The 15,254-nt window shown below is 71.3% G+C and carries 11 protein-coding genes and 1 tRNA gene; 4 read left to right on the top strand and 8 right to left on the bottom strand.

The features are described from left to right. The first annotated feature begins 87 nt into the window (after window positions 1-87). Window positions 88-160: transfer RNA gene (locus ABZ719_RS03000), tRNA-Leu, on the top strand. A gap of 105 nt (window positions 161-265) precedes the next feature. Continuing rightward, window positions 266-1,045: a helix-turn-helix domain-containing protein gene (locus tag ABZ719_RS02995; protein WP_366723479.1), complete on the top strand. Its 780-nt coding sequence runs from the start codon at window positions 266-268 to the stop codon at window positions 1,043-1,045. A gap of 8 nt (window positions 1,046-1,053) precedes the next feature. Here the strand turns inward: ABZ719_RS02995 and pyk are convergent, their stop codons facing one another. Beyond that, window positions 1,054-2,490, bottom strand: coding sequence for a pyruvate kinase (gene pyk, locus ABZ719_RS02990; RefSeq protein WP_366723478.1), 1,437 nt, complete (start codon window positions 2,488-2,490; stop codon window positions 1,054-1,056). A gap of 196 nt (window positions 2,491-2,686) precedes the next feature. Further along, window positions 2,687-3,427, bottom strand: a complete 741-nt coding sequence (locus ABZ719_RS02985; RefSeq protein WP_366723477.1) for an SIMPL domain-containing protein — start codon at window positions 3,425-3,427, stop codon at window positions 2,687-2,689. 224 nt (window positions 3,428-3,651) lie between these two features. Here ABZ719_RS02985 and ABZ719_RS02980 point away from each other — a divergent pair, with 224 nt between their 5' ends. Beyond that, a complete protein-coding gene (locus ABZ719_RS02980; RefSeq protein WP_366723476.1) occupies window positions 3,652-5,472 on the top strand; it encodes a 5'-nucleotidase C-terminal domain-containing protein in 1,821 nt (606 codons plus the stop codon). 136 nt (window positions 5,473-5,608) lie between these two features. Here the strand turns inward: ABZ719_RS02980 and ABZ719_RS02975 are convergent, their stop codons facing one another. The 5 genes from ABZ719_RS02975 to ABZ719_RS02955 all read right to left on the bottom strand — a co-directional run bounded on the left by ABZ719_RS02975 (window position 5,609) and on the right by ABZ719_RS02955 (window position 13,293). Next, entirely contained in the window at window positions 5,609-7,048 is a 1,440-nt protein-coding gene (locus ABZ719_RS02975) for a SidA/IucD/PvdA family monooxygenase (RefSeq protein WP_366723475.1), read from the bottom strand. Continuing rightward, window positions 7,045-8,346, bottom strand: coding sequence for an aminotransferase class V-fold PLP-dependent enzyme (locus ABZ719_RS02970; protein WP_366723474.1), 1,302 nt, complete (start codon window positions 8,344-8,346; stop codon window positions 7,045-7,047). The genes ABZ719_RS02975 and ABZ719_RS02970 overlap by 4 nt, the downstream gene beginning before the upstream one ends. Before the next feature lie 831 nt (window positions 8,347-9,177). After that, window positions 9,178-10,011 (bottom strand): NAD(P)H-binding protein, encoded by an 834-nt coding sequence (locus tag ABZ719_RS02965; RefSeq protein WP_366723473.1) that lies wholly within the window; start codon window positions 10,009-10,011, stop codon window positions 9,178-9,180. Between the two features lie 238 nt (window positions 10,012-10,249). Further along, entirely contained in the window at window positions 10,250-12,796 is a 2,547-nt protein-coding gene (pepN, locus tag ABZ719_RS02960) for an aminopeptidase N (protein WP_366723472.1), read from the bottom strand. A 149-nt stretch (window positions 12,797-12,945) separates the two neighbouring features. Next, the gene (locus ABZ719_RS02955) at window positions 12,946-13,293 is read right to left on the bottom strand and encodes a chorismate mutase (protein ID WP_366723471.1); all 348 of its coding nucleotides are present in this window, start codon (window positions 13,291-13,293) and stop codon (window positions 12,946-12,948) included. Between the two features lie 118 nt (window positions 13,294-13,411). Here ABZ719_RS02955 and ABZ719_RS02950 point away from each other — a divergent pair, with 118 nt between their 5' ends. After that, entirely contained in the window at window positions 13,412-14,311 is a 900-nt protein-coding gene (locus ABZ719_RS02950) for a hypothetical protein (protein WP_366723470.1), read from the top strand. Window positions 14,312-14,418: 107 nt separating this feature from the next. Here the strand turns inward: ABZ719_RS02950 and ABZ719_RS02945 are convergent, their stop codons facing one another. Continuing rightward, window positions 14,419-15,138 (bottom strand): VWA domain-containing protein, encoded by a 720-nt coding sequence (locus ABZ719_RS02945; RefSeq protein WP_366723469.1) that lies wholly within the window; start codon window positions 15,136-15,138, stop codon window positions 14,419-14,421. Window positions 15,139-15,254 lie beyond the last annotated feature (116 nt).

The following is a 15,254-nucleotide window of genomic DNA, read 5'->3' as shown; positions in this document are numbered from 1 at the left end:
GGGAGGCAGATACTGCTCCCAAGAGCCTACCTAGCTGCGGTAAGGTGGTGGCACGGCGGGTGACCGTCGATCTTCGTTTCGAAGGGCGCCCCGGTAGCCCAGCGGTAGAGGCAATGGTCTCAAACACCATCCAGCGTCGGTTCGAATCCGACCCGGGGTACTTTTCCTTTGTTCCCAAGGTCACGTCTTGAAGCGGATGTCCACGTTCTCGTGAACATCCGCTTTTTGCTGCACGCCGCTGCGATCAGTGCCCCAGGGTGGCGGCATGGAACAGCACAGCCCTTCGATTCGCGCGCAAGCTATCGCACTCATGCGCCAGGGAGTCCCCAACCGTGTCGTTGCCGAGCAACTGAACATCCCCCGCGGCACCGTCGGCTGGTGGCGCAGCGAGGACCGTCGAGCGCGCGGCGAGAAATACGAACAACCCACCGACTGTCCCAGGTGCACGGGGCGTGCATTCGACAGGAGCGCCTACGCCTATCTCTTGGGCCTCTACCTCGGGGATGGGCACATCATCTCGAAGCGCAAGCAGCACCACCTGTCCATCTTCTGCAACGCGACGCAGTCCGGCCTAATCGCTGCGGCCGAAGACGCCATGCGCAGGGTGATGCCCTCCCCCAGCGTGCGCCAGCGTTACAAGCCGGGGTGCATCGAGGTGAAGTCGTTCACCAAGCATTGGACATGCCTCTTCCCTCAGCACGGCCCCGGCAAGAAGCACGAGCGCCGCATCGCGCTCGAAGCCTGGCAGCAGGAGATCGTCGACGCGCACCCCTGGGAGTTCATCCGGGGCCTGATCCACTCGGACGGTTGCCGGATCACCAACTGGACGACTCGCCTCGTCGGCGGTGAGCGCAAGCGTTACGAGTACCCCCGGTACTTCTTCACCAATGTGTCCGACGACATCCGTCAGCTCTACACGGACACCCTCGACAAGCTCGGCATCGCGTGGACGCACTGCACCCGTCACGGCAACCCGTACAACATCTCTGTCGCCCGCAAAGCCTCCGTAGCCCTCATGGACGTCCACGTAGGTCCCAAGTACTGACCGCTCCCCTACCGGGGCAGGTCGTCCTCGCCGATGTGGTGGACCCGGACCAGGTTCGTGGAGCCCGGTACCCCAGGCGGGGAGCCTGCCGTGATGACGACGACGTCGCCCTTCTTGCAGCGGCCGTACCTGAGGAGCAGCTCGTCGACCTGGTCGACCATCGCGTCGGTGGAGTCGACGTGGGGGCCCAGGAACGTTTCGACGCCCCAGGTGGCGCTGAGCTGGGAGCGGGTGGCGGGTTCGGGGGTGAAGGCGAGGAGGGGGATGGGTGAGCGGTAGCGGGAGAGGCGGCGGGCGGTGTCGCCGGACTGGGTGAAGGCGACGAGGAACTTGGCGCCGAGGAAGTCGCCGATCTCCGCTGCCGCGCGGGCGACGGCGCCGCCCTGGGTGCGGGGTTTGTTGTGGTCGGTGAGGGGCGGCAGCCCTTTCGCGAGGATGTCTTCCTCGGCGGCGGTGACGATCTTGGCCATGGTGCGGACGGTGGCGACGGGGTGTTTGCCGACGCTGGTCTCGCCGGAGAGCATGACCGCGTCGGTGCCGTCGATGACGGCGTTGGCGACGTCGCTGGCTTCCGCGCGGGTGGGGCGGGAGTTGTCGATCATGGAGTCGAGCATCTGGGTGGCGACGATCACCGGTTTGGCGTTGCGCTTGGCGAGTTTGACGGCGCGTTTCTGGACGATGGGGACCTGTTCGAGGGGCATTTCGACGCCGAGGTCGCCGCGGGCGACCATGATGCCGTCGAAGGCGTCGATGATCTCGCCGAGGGCTTCGACGGCCTGGGGTTTTTCGATTTTGGCGATGACGGGGAGGCGGCGGCCCTCGTCGTCCATGATGCGGTGGACGTCGAGGATGTCGGGTCCGCTGCGTACGAACGAGAGTGCGATGACGTCGAAGCCGGTGCGCAGGGCCCAGCGGAGGTCGTCCTCGTCCTTCTTGGAGAGGGCGGGGACGGAGACGGCGACTCCGGGGAGGTTGAGGCCTTTGTGGTCGGAGACGATGCCGCCTTCGGTGACCTGGGTGTGGACGCGGGGGCCGTCGACGGCGGTGACGCGGAGGGCGACTCTGCCGTCGTCGACGAGGATGCGTTCGCCGGGGGTGAGGTCGTCGGCGAGGCCGGCGTGGGTGGTTCCGCAGTGGTGGCGGTCGCCTTCGACGCCTTCTTCGACGGTGATGGTGAAGGTGTCGCCGCGTTCGAGGAGTACGGGGCCTTCGCGGAAGCGGCCGAGGCGGATCTTCGGGCCTTGGAGGTCGGCGAGGAGGCCGACGCTGCGGCCGGTTTCGTCGGCGGCTTCGCGTACGTGCTGGTAGCGCGCTTCGTGTTCGGCGTGTTCGCCGTGGCTGAGGTTGAAGCGGGCTACGTCCATTCCGGCGTCGACCAGGGCTTTGATCTGGTCGTAGGTGTCGGTGGCGGGCCCCAGGGTGCAGACGATCTTCGCTCGGCGCATGGTGTGAGCCTAGGCCTTACCTGTCGGTAGCGATGTGGCGTGAGGTGTCTGTTCAACGGCCTTTGGGTGAATGGGTGTTGACAAGTTCCGAAGTGTGCGGGGTGGTGCTCCTGCGAGCGTTCGGGGGTCGGTCGGCGGGTGGGTCGACGGTTGGTCGGCGGGGTCGGCCGGTGGTCGGGTCGGTGGGCTGACGTGTTTACAGTTTGGGCGGTTTCATGGTGAATCGCGCGTTGAGTTGCGCATGGATGTGCTGGCGCTGGGGTTCGAGGTCGAGGGGGGCCGCCTCGTCGGGGGCGGCTCCGGGGGCCTTGCCGTAGGCGGCTGTCCCGCGGGCGGCTCCGAAGTGCGGGGGGAAGGAGGCGGGGCCCTCGGCGCCGATGTCGGCGATCTCGATGAGGGCGGCGAGGCTGGTGCCGAGGGCTTCGGCGTACTCCTTGGCGCGCTGGACGGCGGCGTGGACGGCCTGCCGGCGGGCTTGCCGGTGGGCGGGTGAGTCGGGGCGGAGTGTCCACCAGGGGCCGTCCACTCGGGTGAGGTCCAAGTCGGCCAGTCGGGTGGCGAGTTCGCCGAGGGCGGTGAAGTCGGTGAGTTCGGCGGTGTGGTGGACGGTGCCGTGGTAGGTGCGGACGCGTTCGGTGCGGCCGTGGCGGGTGGGTTCGGGGGCGAGGGAGAAGGCGCCGGTTTCCAGGTGTGCGACGGCGGGGCCGTAGGACCTGACGAGGTCGAGGACGGTGGTGTTGCGGCGGGTGAGGTCGTCGAGGGCGGTGCGGCGGTCCTTGCCGCGGGCGGTGACGGTGATGCCGATGCGGGCGATCTCGGGGTCGACTTCGAGGTGGGCTTCGCCGCGGACGGCGATGCGGGGTGCGTCGGGGGTGCCGTAGGGGGTGGCGGGGTGGGGGTCGTCGGGGTGGGGGCCGTCGGGGGTGGGTGGGGTCATGGGTTCCACTGTGTCACCCGTCGGCGGGGGCGTGTGGGGGGTGGCGGTCATCAGATCGCAACCTGCGGGGGCTGTTGCGGTTCGGCGTGTCCCGGCCAGAATCTACGCGCGTCCATCTACGCGCGTCGTCGTCCGCGGGCCGTCCGCGAGCCGGGCTGTCCGTGGGCGGGGCCGGCCGCGTGGCCGGCCGTACGCAAGCCGATCCTTCGCGAGGAGTGCCTGACATGGCGTTGAACCGCCGGAAGTTCCTGAAGAAGTCCGCCGTGACCGGGGCGGGGGTGGCGCTGACGGGTGCGGCGGCGGCTCCGGCGGCGCAGGCCGCGGCTCCGGCGCACGGTCCCGGGCACGGGCGGGGCCCGCACCCCAAGCGGTACTCGCTGACCGTGATGGGTACGACGGACCTGCACGGGCACGTCTTCAACTGGGATTATTTCAAGGACGGGGAGTACAAGGACGCGGCGGGCAACGCGCAGGGTCTGGCGCGTATCTCGACGCTGGTGGACCAGGTGCGTGCGGAGAAGGGGCGGCAGAACACGCTGCTCATCGACGCGGGTGACACGATCCAGGGCACTCCGCTGACGTACTACTACGCGAAGGTGGACCCGATCACCGCGCAGGGTGGTCCGCTGCACCCGATGGCGCAGGCGATGAACGCGATCGGGTACGACGCGGCGGCGCTGGGCAACCACGAGTTCAACTACGGTATCGAGACGCTGCGGAAGTTCGAGCAGCAGTGCGACTTCCCGTTGCTGGGTGCGAACGCGCTGGACGCGAGGACGCAGCGGCCGGCTTTCGCGCCGTACGTGATGAAGGAGTTCCGGGTGCACGGGGCCCGGCCGGTGAAGGTGGCCGTGCTGGGGCTGACGAACCCGGGGATCGCCATCTGGGACAAGGCCTATGTGCAGGGCAAGTTGACGTTCCCGGGTCTGGAGGAGCAGGCGGCGAAGTGGGTGCCGAAGCTGCGTTCGATGGGTGCGGACGTGGTGATCGTGTCGGCGCATTCGGGTACGTCGGGTCAGTCGTCGTACGGTGACCAGTTGCCGTACGTGGAGGACGCGGCGGCGAACGTGGCGCGGCAGGTGCCGGGTATCGACGCGATTCTGGTGGGGCACGCGCATCTGGAGATTCCGGAGCTGAAGGTCGTCAACGAGAAGTCGGGGCGGACGGTGGTGCTGTCGGAGCCGTTGTGTTTCGCGGAGCGGTTGACGCTGTTCGACATCGAGCTGGTGTTCGCGCGGGGCCGGTGGGAGGTGGAGTCGGTCTCGGCGTCGCTGCGCAACTCGAACACGGTGGCGGACGATCCGCGGATCAGCAGGCTGCTGGCGGACGAGCACGAGAAGGTCGTGGGGTACGTCAATCAGGTGGTGGGCCGGGCGACGCAGACGCTGACGACGGTGGAGGCGCGGTACAAGGACGCGCCGATCATCGACCTGATCACGAAGGTGCAGGAGGACGTGGTGCGGTCGGCGCTGGCGGGTACCGCGTATGCGGCGCTGCCGGTGATCGCGCAGGCGTCGCCGTTCTCGCGGACGTCGGAGATCCACGCGGGGGACGTGACGATCCGGGACCTGTCGAGCCTGTACGTGTATGACAACACGCTGGTGGCGAAGCTGATGACGGGTGCGCAGGTGCGGGCGTACCTGGAGTACTCGGCGGGGTACTTCGTGCAGACGGCGGCGGGTGCGGCGGTGGACGTGGAGAAGCTGACGAACGCGGGGGGCCGTCCGGACTACAACTACGACTACGTGTCGGGGCTGGCGTACGACATCGACATCGCGCAGCCTGCCGGTTCGCGGATCAGGAACCTGACGTACCGGGGTGCGGCGCTGGATGACGCGCAGCAGTTCGTGCTGGCGGTGAACAACTACCGGGCCAATGGTGGTGGGGCGTTCCCGCATGTGGCGTCGGCGAAGGAGTTGTGGTCGGAGTCGACGGAGATCCGGACGCGGATCGCCGAGTGGGTGACGGCGAAGGGTGTGCTGGATCCGAAGGACTTCGCGTCGGTGGACTGGCGGCTGACGCGGGACGGTGCGCCGGTGTTCTGACGGGTAGGCCGGTTGTGATCGGTACGCCGGGTCCTGGGCCGTACGCGGGTGTTCTGGACCGTACGCCGGTGTGCTGACCGGTGCGCGGATGGTCCGGTGGTCCGTCGGTCCGGTGGTCCGGTGGTGCGGAGCGGCCTCAGATTCCGTCTGCCAGGGGGGTGAGTGCCCTGAGCTGGTGTGCGGGTGGGATCTGGGGCCGTTGCCGTTGCAGTCCGAAGGTGGTGAAGGCGGTGCGGGCGGGCAGCGGGTAGGTGGTTTTCGCGGTGACGGTGTTGAGGATGGTGGCGCTGCGCCAGGCGGCGAGGCCGAGGTCGGGTGTGCCGACGCCGTGGGTGTGGTGTTCGGCGTTCTGGACGTAGATGTGGCAGCCGGCGGTGGTGATGGCGGGGTCGAGGACGAGGCGGTAGTGCTCGTCGATGCTGGGGCGTTCGCCGGTGTCGCGGTGGATGTAGGGGTCGAGGGCGGTGAGGAGGGGGCTGAGGGGGCGGGGCCGGTAGCCGGTGGCGAGGACGACGGCGTCGGTGGTGAGGCTGCTGCGGGCACCCTGCTCGGCGTGTTCGAGGTGGAGTTCGATTTTGGTGCCGGCGACGCGGCCGGCGGTGCGGACGCGGACGCCGGGGGTGAGGGTGGTGTCGGGCCAGCCGCCGTGGAGGGTGCGGCGGTAGAGCTCGTCGTGGATGGCGGCGAGGGTGTCGGCGTCGACGGCCTTGTGGAGCTGCCATTGGGCGGGGACGAGGCGGTCGCGGACGGGTTCGGGCAGGGCGTGGAAGTAGCGGGTGTAGTCGGGGGTGAAGTGTTCCAGGCCGAGCTTGGAGTACTCCATGGGGGCGAAGGCCTGGGTGCGGCCGATCCAGTGGAGGCGTTCGCGGCCCGCGGGGCGGGCGCGGAGCAGGTCGAGGAAGACTTCGGCGCCGGACTGGCCTGAGCCGACGACGGTGACGTGGCCGGCGGCGAGGAGTGTGTCGCGGTGGTCGAGGTAGTCGGCGGCGTGGACGACGGGGGTGCCGGGGGCGCTCGCGAGGGGCCGCAGGGGTTCGGGGACGTGGGGTTCGGTGCCGATGCCGATGGCGATGTTGCGGGTGTAGGTGCGGCCGAGGGCTTCTGCTTCGCCGTCGGTGTCGAGTTGGGTGAAGTCGACTTCGAACAGGGCGTGTTCGGCGTTCCAGCGGACGGCGTCGACCTGGTGGCCGTAGTGGAGGGCGGGGAGGTTGTCGGAGACCCAGCGGCAGTAGGCGTCGTATTCGGCGCGCTGGATGTGGAGGTGTTCGGCGAAGTAGAAGGGGAAGAGCCGTTCGCGGGATCTGAGGTAGTTGAGGAAGGTCCAGTGGCTGGTGGGGTCGGCGAGGGTGACGAGGTCGGCGAGGAAGGGGACCTGGATGCGGGCGCCGTCGAGGAGGAGTCCGGGGTGCCAGTTGAAGCCGGGGCGTTGTTCGTAGAAGGCGGTGGACAGTCCGGTGAGGGGGTGGGCGAGGGCGGCGAGGGAGAGGTTGAACGGTCCGATGCCGATGCCGACCAGGTCGCGGGGGGTGGCGGGGGTGTGGCGCAGGGGCGGTGCGGGGGTGTCCGGGTGGTTCATCGGGGGGTGGTTCCTTCCACCAGTTCGAGGAGGGTGGCCAGGTCGGCGGGGCGGGTGCGGGGGTTGAGGAGGGTGGCTTTGAGCCAGAGCCGGCCGCCGAGGCGGGCGCGGCCGAGGACGGCGCGGCCGTCGGTGAGCAGTCCGCGGCGCAGTGCGGCGACGGTGTCGTCGGTGGCGTGGGCGGGCCGGAAGAGGACGGTGCTGATGGTGGGGCGGTCGTGGAGTTCGAAGCGGGGGTGGTCCTCGATCAGGTCGGCGAAGGTGCGGGCGAGGGCGCAGACCTGGTCGACGAGGGCGCCGAGGCCGCTGCGGCCGAGGGTCTTGAGGGTGACGGCGATCTTGAGGATGTCGGGGCGGCGGGTGGTGCGCAGGGAGCGGCCGAGGAGGTCGGGGAGGCCGGCTTCGGTGTCGTCGTCGGCGTTGAGGTAGTCGGCGTGCTGGTGCAGGGCGGTGAGGTCGGCGGGGTCGCGAACGGCGAGGAGTCCGGCGGCGACGGGCTGCCAGCCGAGTTTGTGCAGGTCGAGGGTGACGGTGTGGGCGGCGTCGAGGCCGGTGAGGCGGTGGCGGTGGCGGTCGCTGAAGAGGAGGCCGCCGCCGTGTGCGGCGTCGATGTGCAGGCGGGCGCCGTGGGCGGCGCAGAGGGCGGCGATCTCGGGGAGCGGGTCGATGAGGCCGGCGTCGGTGGTTCCGGCGGTGGCGGCGACGAGGAGGGGGGTGCGGGGGCCGCCGAGGCCGGTGAGGGCCGCGTGGAGGGCGGCGGGGTCGAGGGTGCCGGCGGGTGCGGGGACGATCAGGGGTTCGGGCAGGCCGAGGAGCCAGGCGGCGCGGGGCAGGGAGTGGTGGGCGTTGGCGCCGTACAGGAGCCGGATGCCGCCGGGGTGGGTCTCGCGGGCGAGGAGGAGGGCGAGGTGGTTGGACTCGGTGCCGCCGGTGGTGACGAGGGCGTCGGCGAGTCCTGCCTGCCGGGCCAGGGTGTGGGTGACGAGGGTTTCGAGTACGGAGGCGGCGGGGGCCTGGTCCCAGGAGTCGAGGGAGGGGTTGAGGGCGCTGGCGGCGAGGTCGGCGGCGGTGGCGACGGCGAGGGGCGGGCAGTGCAGGTGGGCGGCGCAGAGTGGGTCGGCGGGGTCGGCGGCGCCTTCTGCGAGGGCGTGCACGAGGACGCGCAGGGCGTCGGGGTCGCCGTGGTCGGGGAGGAGGTCGCCGGCCGCGGCACGGACCCGGGCGGCGACGGCGTCGGGGCCGCCGGCGGGGAGGGGGCCGCCGCGGGCGCGCCGTCCGCTGTCGAGTGCGCCGAGCACGGTGTCGAGCAGGGGCCGCAGGGCGTGGGTGCCGCCGGGGCCGGAGGCGAGCGGGGCGGGCGGTGGCGGGCTGTGCGGGCGGCGTGAGGCGTGCGGGTGTGGCGGTGCCTTTGCCTCGGGCGAGGCCTGCGGGTCTGCCGTGTCTTGCGGGGCCGGGGAAGCCTGAGCTTCCGGTGAGGCTTGCGGGTCCGGTCGTGAGGCTGAGTCGCGTGACGAGACTTGTGGGTCCGGCGAGACCTGCGAACGTGCCGAGGGCTGAGCCTCGGGCGAGGCCTGCTGGCCTACCGGGTCTTGAGGGGCCGGCGGCTCAGGCGGTACTGGCGGTGCAGACGGTGCTGGAGCTGTCGGCGGTACTGGCGCTACTGGGGGTGCGGGCGGGTGCGGAGTACCCATGGGGCGTCCTCCTGGGTCGTCCTCCGGGGTGCGCGGGGCGGGGCGCCCGGCTTGTCCGCCTGGAGTCCGTGGTGCCCGGAAAGTCCAACGACCGGAACCCGGAAGTGGTATTGCCACGCAAGGAGCGCGCGGGGCCCGGGCGGCAGGCGCTCGGCCGCAGCGACCGAGCGCCGGGCGTGCGGGGACTCCCGTTCGTCCCTGGACGAACGCGGGTCCCAGGACCCTTAGCTCCTTGCGCCCCCTCGCCCCCAGCCGGCCGGGCCCCGGCGCCCCTCGTCCCCCACTCCCGGTTGCGCTCAGCCCCCGGCGCCCTCGCCCCCGCACTCCCCCGATTGCGCTCAGCCCCCGGCGCCCTCGCCCCCGCACTCCCCCGGTTGCGCTCAGCCCCGGCGCCCTCGCCCCCGCACTCCCCCGATTGCGCTCAGCCCCCGGCTGGGGTCAGGCGCGGAAGTCCGCCGTGTGGTCCTTCGCCCACCGGGCGAAGGTGCGGGCCGGGGTGCCGGTGATCTTCTCCACGGTGTCGGTGATCTCGGGGGTCGCGCCGACGGAGTCGCGCAGGGTGTTCAGCAGGCCCTGCAGCGCGTGCGGCGGGACGTGCGGGAAGAGTTCGGGTCCGGCCTCCTCGGGCGGCACCTCGGTGAAGGTCAGCTCCCGGCCGAGGGCGTGGCCGATCGCCGCGACCTGGTCGGCGTTGCTGATGGCCTCGGGTCCGGTGAGGCGGTGGACAGCGCCCTCGTGGCCGCCGTCCAGGAGGGCGCGTTCGGCGACGGCGGCGATGTCGTCCTCGTGGATGGGCGCGCTCCTGCCGTTCCCGAAGACTCCGCGGACGGTGTCCCCGGCGCGGATCTGCGCGGCCCACTGGAAGGCGTTGGTGGCGAAGGCGCCCGGGCGCAGGAACGTCCATTCCAGGCCGCTGTCGCGGACGGCCCGTTCCACGCCGGCGTGCATGACGTGGATGGGGTGGGTCTCGTCCGCGCCCTCGTGGATGATGGCGGAGGACAGGAACACCACGTGCCGGACGCCCGCCTCGCGCGCCGCCGCGAGGAACTCGGCGGTGCGGTCGCCGGCGGCCTGGACGTAGAGGAAGAGTCCGCTCGCCCCGGTGAACAGGGCGGCCGGGTCGTCCGGCTGGAACCGGACCACCTCGGCGTGTCCGGGCAGGTCGGCCCGCTGCGGGTCGCGGGTCAGCGCCCGCACGGGCCGGTCGGCGGCGGCGAGGCGCTCGACGAGGGCACGGCCGACGTTTCCGGTGGCGCCGGTGACTACGATCACGGTTTCCTCCGTGGCTCGGGCTGGTGTCGGGCTGATCGCCCTTCAGGTCTGTGAGCCTAGGAAGGACGATCAGCTTCCGCATCGTCGTCAGGGACCAGGTGTGTCGTACGTCCCGGGTCGTAGGCCCCGGTCGTACGCCCCCGGAGACGGCGACGGCGGGCGACGGCGTCGGCGCCTTCGCCGGCTCCGGCCACCGCGCCCACGCCCGTCTCCGCGCTCACGCCCGCCTTCGTGCCTCCTACGGCTGCGGCACCTGCGCCGGGGTCTGCGGCTGTTCCGTCTCCTGGGCCTGGCGGACGCGCAGTGCGCGGGCCAGGTCGTCGAGCTGGTCGGCGAGCCTGCGGCGCAGGGAGGGGACCGGGTCGCCGCCGGCCAGGCAGGCCTCGCCCAGGCGGAGGGTCTCGGCGTCGACGGCGTGCGCGGGGAAGGCCCAGCGGGCGGCGGCGTCGGCGATGGCGGGGCCGCGGCGGGCGGCGACGGCGACGGCGTCCTCGTAGTAGCGCGGTACGTAGTCCCGTACGAGGTCGGCCTGTTCGGGCTGCCAGAAGCCCCTGGCGGTGGCCGTGAACAGGTAGTTGGACAGGTCGTCGGAGGTGAACATGGCGTCCCAGGCGGCGCGTTTGGCGTCCGGGTCGGGCAGGGCGGCGCGGCAGTGGGCGGCGCCTTCCTGGCCGGTGGCGGAGGGGTCGCGGTCCAGTTCGGCGGCGATGGCGGTCTCGTCGGTAGCGCCGAGGACGGCGAGCCGGGCGAGGATGCGCCAGCGCAGTTCGGGGTCGAGTTCGGGTCCGCCGGGGACGGTGCCGTCGGCGAGCCAGGCGGCGATGGTGTCGGGGTGGGCGGCGACGTCGATGAAGTGGCGTACGGCGATCAGGCGCAGGCCGGGGTTGTCGCCGTCCTCGGTGCGGCGGATGAGGTCGCGGCACAGGCCGGTGAGGGTGGCGAGCGCGGCGGGCCGCCGGCCGGGGGTGAGGTAGCGGTCGGCGATGTGGGTGCGGGCGAAGGCGAGGACGGCTTCGGCGAGGGCGAGGTCGCTCTCGTGGGGCAGGTGGGTGCGCGCGGTGTCGAGGTAGGTGCCGGCGGGGAGTTCGCCGTCGCGGACGGCGTCGCGCAGGGCGTTCCAGACGACGGCGCGGGTGAGCGGGTCGGGCAGTGCGGACAGGTTTTCGCGGACGGCGCGGAAGGATTCGGGTTCGAAGCGGATCTTGGCGTAGGTGAGGTCGCCGTCGTTGAGGACGAGCAGGGCGGGGCGTTTGCCGATGGGGTGGGGGGCGGTGTGCGGGATGTCGAGGGGGAGGCGGGTGCGCAGGGTGAGGCGTCCCTCGTCGGTGAGGTCCTGGTCGTAGAGGCCCGCGGTGATGTGGTGGGGGCGGCTGCCGTGGTGGTCGACGGTGAGGGTGCAGGTGCCGTCGGCGGCTGGGGCGACGCGGGGGGTGAGGGTGTCGACGCCGGTGGTGCGCAGCCAGGCCTGGGCCCAGGCGTGGACGTCGCGGTCGGTGGCGGAGGCGAGGGAGTCGATGAAGTCGGCGAGGGTGGCGTTGGCGAACTTGTGCCGGGCGAAGTGGGTGTTGATGCCGGCGAGGAAGTCCTTCTCGCCGAGCCAGGCGACGAGCTGGCGCAGTGCGGAGGCGCCCTTGGCGTAGGAGATGCCGTCGAAGTTGAGGAGGGCGGAGGCGGTGTCCTCGACGTTCTCGGGGGCGACGGGGTGGGTGGAGGGGCGCTGGTCGGCGTCGTAGCCCCAGGATTTGCGGGAGAGGCCGAAGTCGGTCCAGGTGCCGGTGAAGCGGGTGGCTTCGGCGGTGGTCTGGTAGCCCATGTACTCGGCGAAGGACTCGTTGAGCCAGATGTCGTCCCACCACTTGAGGGTGACGAGGTCGCCGAACCACATGTGGGCCATTTCGTGGGCGATGACCATGGCGCGGGTCTGGCGTTCGGTGTCGGTGACGGCGGAGCGGTAGACGAACTCGTCGCGGAAGGTGACGAGTCCGGGGTTCTCCATGGCGCCGGCGTTGAATTCGGGGACGAAGGCCTGGTCGTAGGAGTCGAAGGGGTAGGGCTCGTCGAACTTCTCGTGGTAGCGGTCGAAGCAGGCGCGGGTGATGGCGAGGATCTCGTCGGCGTCGGCGTCGAGGTGGGGGGCGAGGGAGCGGCGGCAGTGGAGGCCGAAGGGCAGGCCGCGGTGTTCGGTGCGCACGGAGTGCCAGGGGCCGGCGGCGACGGCGACGAGGTAGGTGGAGACGGGCGGGGTGGTGGCGGCTTTCCAGGTGCCGTCGCCGGTGTGTTCGGTGATGCCGTTGGCGAGGACGGTCCAGCCGTCGGGGGCGGTGACGGTGAGGTCGAAGACGGCTTTGAGGTCGGGCTGGTCGAAGGCGGCGAAGACGCGCTGGACGTCTTCCATGAAGAGCTGGGTGTAGACGTAGGTCTCGCCGTCGGAGGGGTCGGTGAAGCGGTGCATGCCTTCGCCGGTGCGGGAGTAGCGCATGAGGGCGTCGATGCGCAGGGTGTGTGCGCCGGGGGTGAGGCCGGTCAGGGGGAGGCGGTTGCCGGTGAGGGCGGTGGGGTCGAGGGGGTGTCCGTCGAGGGTGGCGGAGCGCAGTTCGGCGGGCTTCAGCTCGACGAAGGTGTCCGTGCTGCCTGTGCCGTCCGGGCCGGTGCGTACGGTGAACCCGATCTCGGTGCGGGAGTCGAAGGTGTCCTCGCCGCCGGTCAGGTCGAGGTCGACGGTGTAGTGGTGGACGTCGAGGAGCTGGGCACGGGTCTGCGCTTCGTCGCGCGTGAGTACGGACATGGACGCCATGCTGCCTGATGGCGGGGGCGGGGCACGAGGGGGTTCGGGGGACGGGCTCGGGGAGGGGTGTCGCCGGGCTGTGCGGGGGTGCGCCGGGGGCGTGGGCGGGGGTGTGCGCGCCGGGGGGGCCGGCGCGCGCGGGGGGTCGGTCAGCTGGTGGTGGCGGGGCGGTCGCCGGAGTCCTCGGCGATGCGTTCGTGGTGGCGGATGACTTCGGCGATGATGAAGTTGAGGAACTTCTCGGCGAAGGCGGGGTCGAGTCTGGCGTCCTCGGCCAGGCCGCGCAGGCGGGCGATCTGGCGGGCCTCGCGGGCCGGGTCGGCGGGCGGGAGCTGGTGGGCGGCCTTGAGGTGGCCGACCTGCTGGGTGGCCTTGAAGCGTTCGGCGAGCATGTGGACGACGGCCGCGTCGATGTTGTCGATGCTGTCGCGCAGCCGTGCGAGTTCCTTGCGGACGGCGGGGTCGACGTCGCCGTTTCCGGTGCTGCTGGTGGTCATGGGGGTCAACCCTACGGGGTGGGCGGGCCCGTGACCGGGGGTGTCCGGTGGGCGGGCCGTTCAGGGGGGCGGGCCGTAGAGTGGGAAGGGGTTCAGGGGCGTCTTTGGGGGTGCGGACGTGGCGGACGGCGGACCGGTCGAGCACGGCTTCCCGCATCTGGAGACGGTGCGTGCCGCGATCACGGCGCTGTACCGGCGGTTGTCGCATGAGACGGTGCTGACGTTCGCGACGAGTGTGGCGCCGGTGGACGTGGCGTTCTGCGACGGTGACGATCTGCATCTGGGGGCGCAGCGGGTGGCCCGTGAGCTGGTGCGGCACTACGGGTTGCCGGATGCGCGGCTGATCGTGAGTTTCCGGGAGATGACGCATGCGGCGAACGTGGAGCTGACGGCGGGCCCGGAGTATTTCGTCGAGCTGAACGACCGGTTCCGTACGCATCGCAGGGACATCGGGGCGGCGCTGGCGCACGAGGTGATGCACGTGTATCTGCACCGGCTGGACCTGTCGTTCCCGGGGACGCGGGACAACGAGATCCTGACGGACACGGCGGCGACGTATCTGGGGGCGGGCTGGCTGCTGCTGGACGCGTTCCGGGAGGACGGGGCGTCCTCGCAGAAGCTGGGCTATCTCACGCCGGAGGAGTTCGGTTACGTGCTGGGCAAGCGGGCGCTGGTGTTCGGGGAGGATCCTTCGACGTGGTTCACCAGTGCGCAGGGTTATGAGGCGTACGTGAGGGGTCTGGCGCGGGCGCGGGAGGACGGGCGGCAGCCGCCGCTGACGGCGGCGGGGTGGGCGGGGCGCCGCCGTTATGCGCGGGAGCGGCGGTACGCCCAGGAGCACGGCCGGGGGTCGGGGGCGGCGGCGGGTGTGCCGTACTCGTTCACGGCGGGTGGTTCCGGTCCGCTGCGGGTGTCGTTCCCGTGTCCGACGTGTCATCAGCGGATCAGGGTGCCGGTACGGGGCAGGGTGCGGGCGCGGTGCGGGTTGTGCCGGACGGTACTGGAGTGCGACACCTAGGGCCGGCCGTCCGGGACCGGGCGGGGCGCGGGCGGAAGCTTTCGAGGTCCTGGCGTGGTGTTCCGGTGGGCCGGTGGTGACGCTCAGGTGCTCAGGTGCTCAGGTGCTCAGGTGACGATGCCCTGGGCGCGGGCCGCGGTCAGCCAGAGGGGGAATTCGGCGAGGAGGCTGTCGTAGAGCCGGGCGTCGGTGAGGCGCCGCGGGGCGCGGCCGGCGGGGAAGAAGCCTGCGTTGTCGACGATCCTCCTGCCGGGTACGGCCAGGTCGTCGAGCCGGCGCAGGAAGTCGAACTGGTGGCTGCGGGCGTCGCCGAAGCCGATGAACTGCCAGAAGAGGGGGAGTTTCGCGGCCTTGCACAGGTGGCGTTCGGCGGCCGCCCTGCTGGTGGGGGCGCCGTCGGTCTGGAAGATCACCAGGGCCGGGTCGGTGGCGCCGCAGTCGAGGTAGTGGTCGATGACGGCGTCCATGGCGGCTTCGTAGTGGGTGCGGCCCATGTGGGCGAGGCCGGCGGCGATGCGCCGGATGCTGCCCCGGTGGTCGTCGAGGGAGATCTCGCTGACGGCGTCGACGTCGGTGGAGAAGAAGATCACGGGGACGCGTCCGTCGTCGTCCAGGTGGGCGGACAGGGACAGCACGCGGTCGGCGAGGGCCTGCACGCTGCCGTCGCGGTAGTAGGGGCGCATGGAGCCGGAGTGGTCGAGGACGAGGTACACGGCGGCCCGCTGTTCGTCGAGCCCGTGCTCGATGAGTGAGGTCTCGGCGCTCTTGTAGAGGCTGACCAGCGCGGGGGCGGTCTCCTCCACCTTGCTCAGACTGATCGCGGCCATGTCGCCTGCTCCTCCCCTGTCGTTCAGCAAGCAGGACGCCGGGGCGCGGCGGATGGTTTCGGGACATGCGACGGCGCCTGCCCTGTTGTCCGGTCGGGGACGGGCGGGCAGGCGCC

The sequence above is a fragment of the Streptomyces sp. NPDC006743 genome (assembly GCF_040703815.1).
GTDB lineage: Bacteria > Actinomycetota > Actinomycetes > Streptomycetales > Streptomycetaceae > Streptomyces.
This window is presented reverse-complemented; position numbering and strand designations above follow the sequence as displayed.

Bases quoted from the DNA above. Each gene is read 5' to 3' on its own strand.
- ABZ719_RS02995 (WP_366723479.1), top strand. From the start codon at position 266: ATGGAACAGCACAGCCCTTCGATTCGCGCGCAAGCTATCGCACTCATG.
- pyk (WP_366723478.1), bottom strand. From the start codon at position 2,490: ATGCGCCGAGCGAAGATCGTCTGCACCCTGGGGCCCGCCACCGACACC.
- ABZ719_RS02985 (WP_366723477.1), bottom strand. From the start codon at position 3,427: ATGACCCCACCCACCCCCGACGGCCCCCACCCCGACGACCCCCACCCC.
- ABZ719_RS02980 (WP_366723476.1), top strand. From the start codon at position 3,652: ATGGCGTTGAACCGCCGGAAGTTCCTGAAGAAGTCCGCCGTGACCGGG.
- ABZ719_RS02975 (WP_366723475.1), bottom strand. From the start codon at position 7,048: ATGAACCACCCGGACACCCCCGCACCGCCCCTGCGCCACACCCCCGCC.
- pepN (WP_366723472.1), bottom strand. From the start codon at position 12,796: ATGTCCGTACTCACGCGCGACGAAGCGCAGACCCGTGCCCAGCTCCTC.
- ABZ719_RS02955 (WP_366723471.1), bottom strand. From the start codon at position 13,293: ATGACCACCAGCAGCACCGGAAACGGCGACGTCGACCCCGCCGTCCGC.
- ABZ719_RS02945 (WP_366723469.1), bottom strand. From the start codon at position 15,138: ATGGCCGCGATCAGTCTGAGCAAGGTGGAGGAGACCGCCCCCGCGCTG.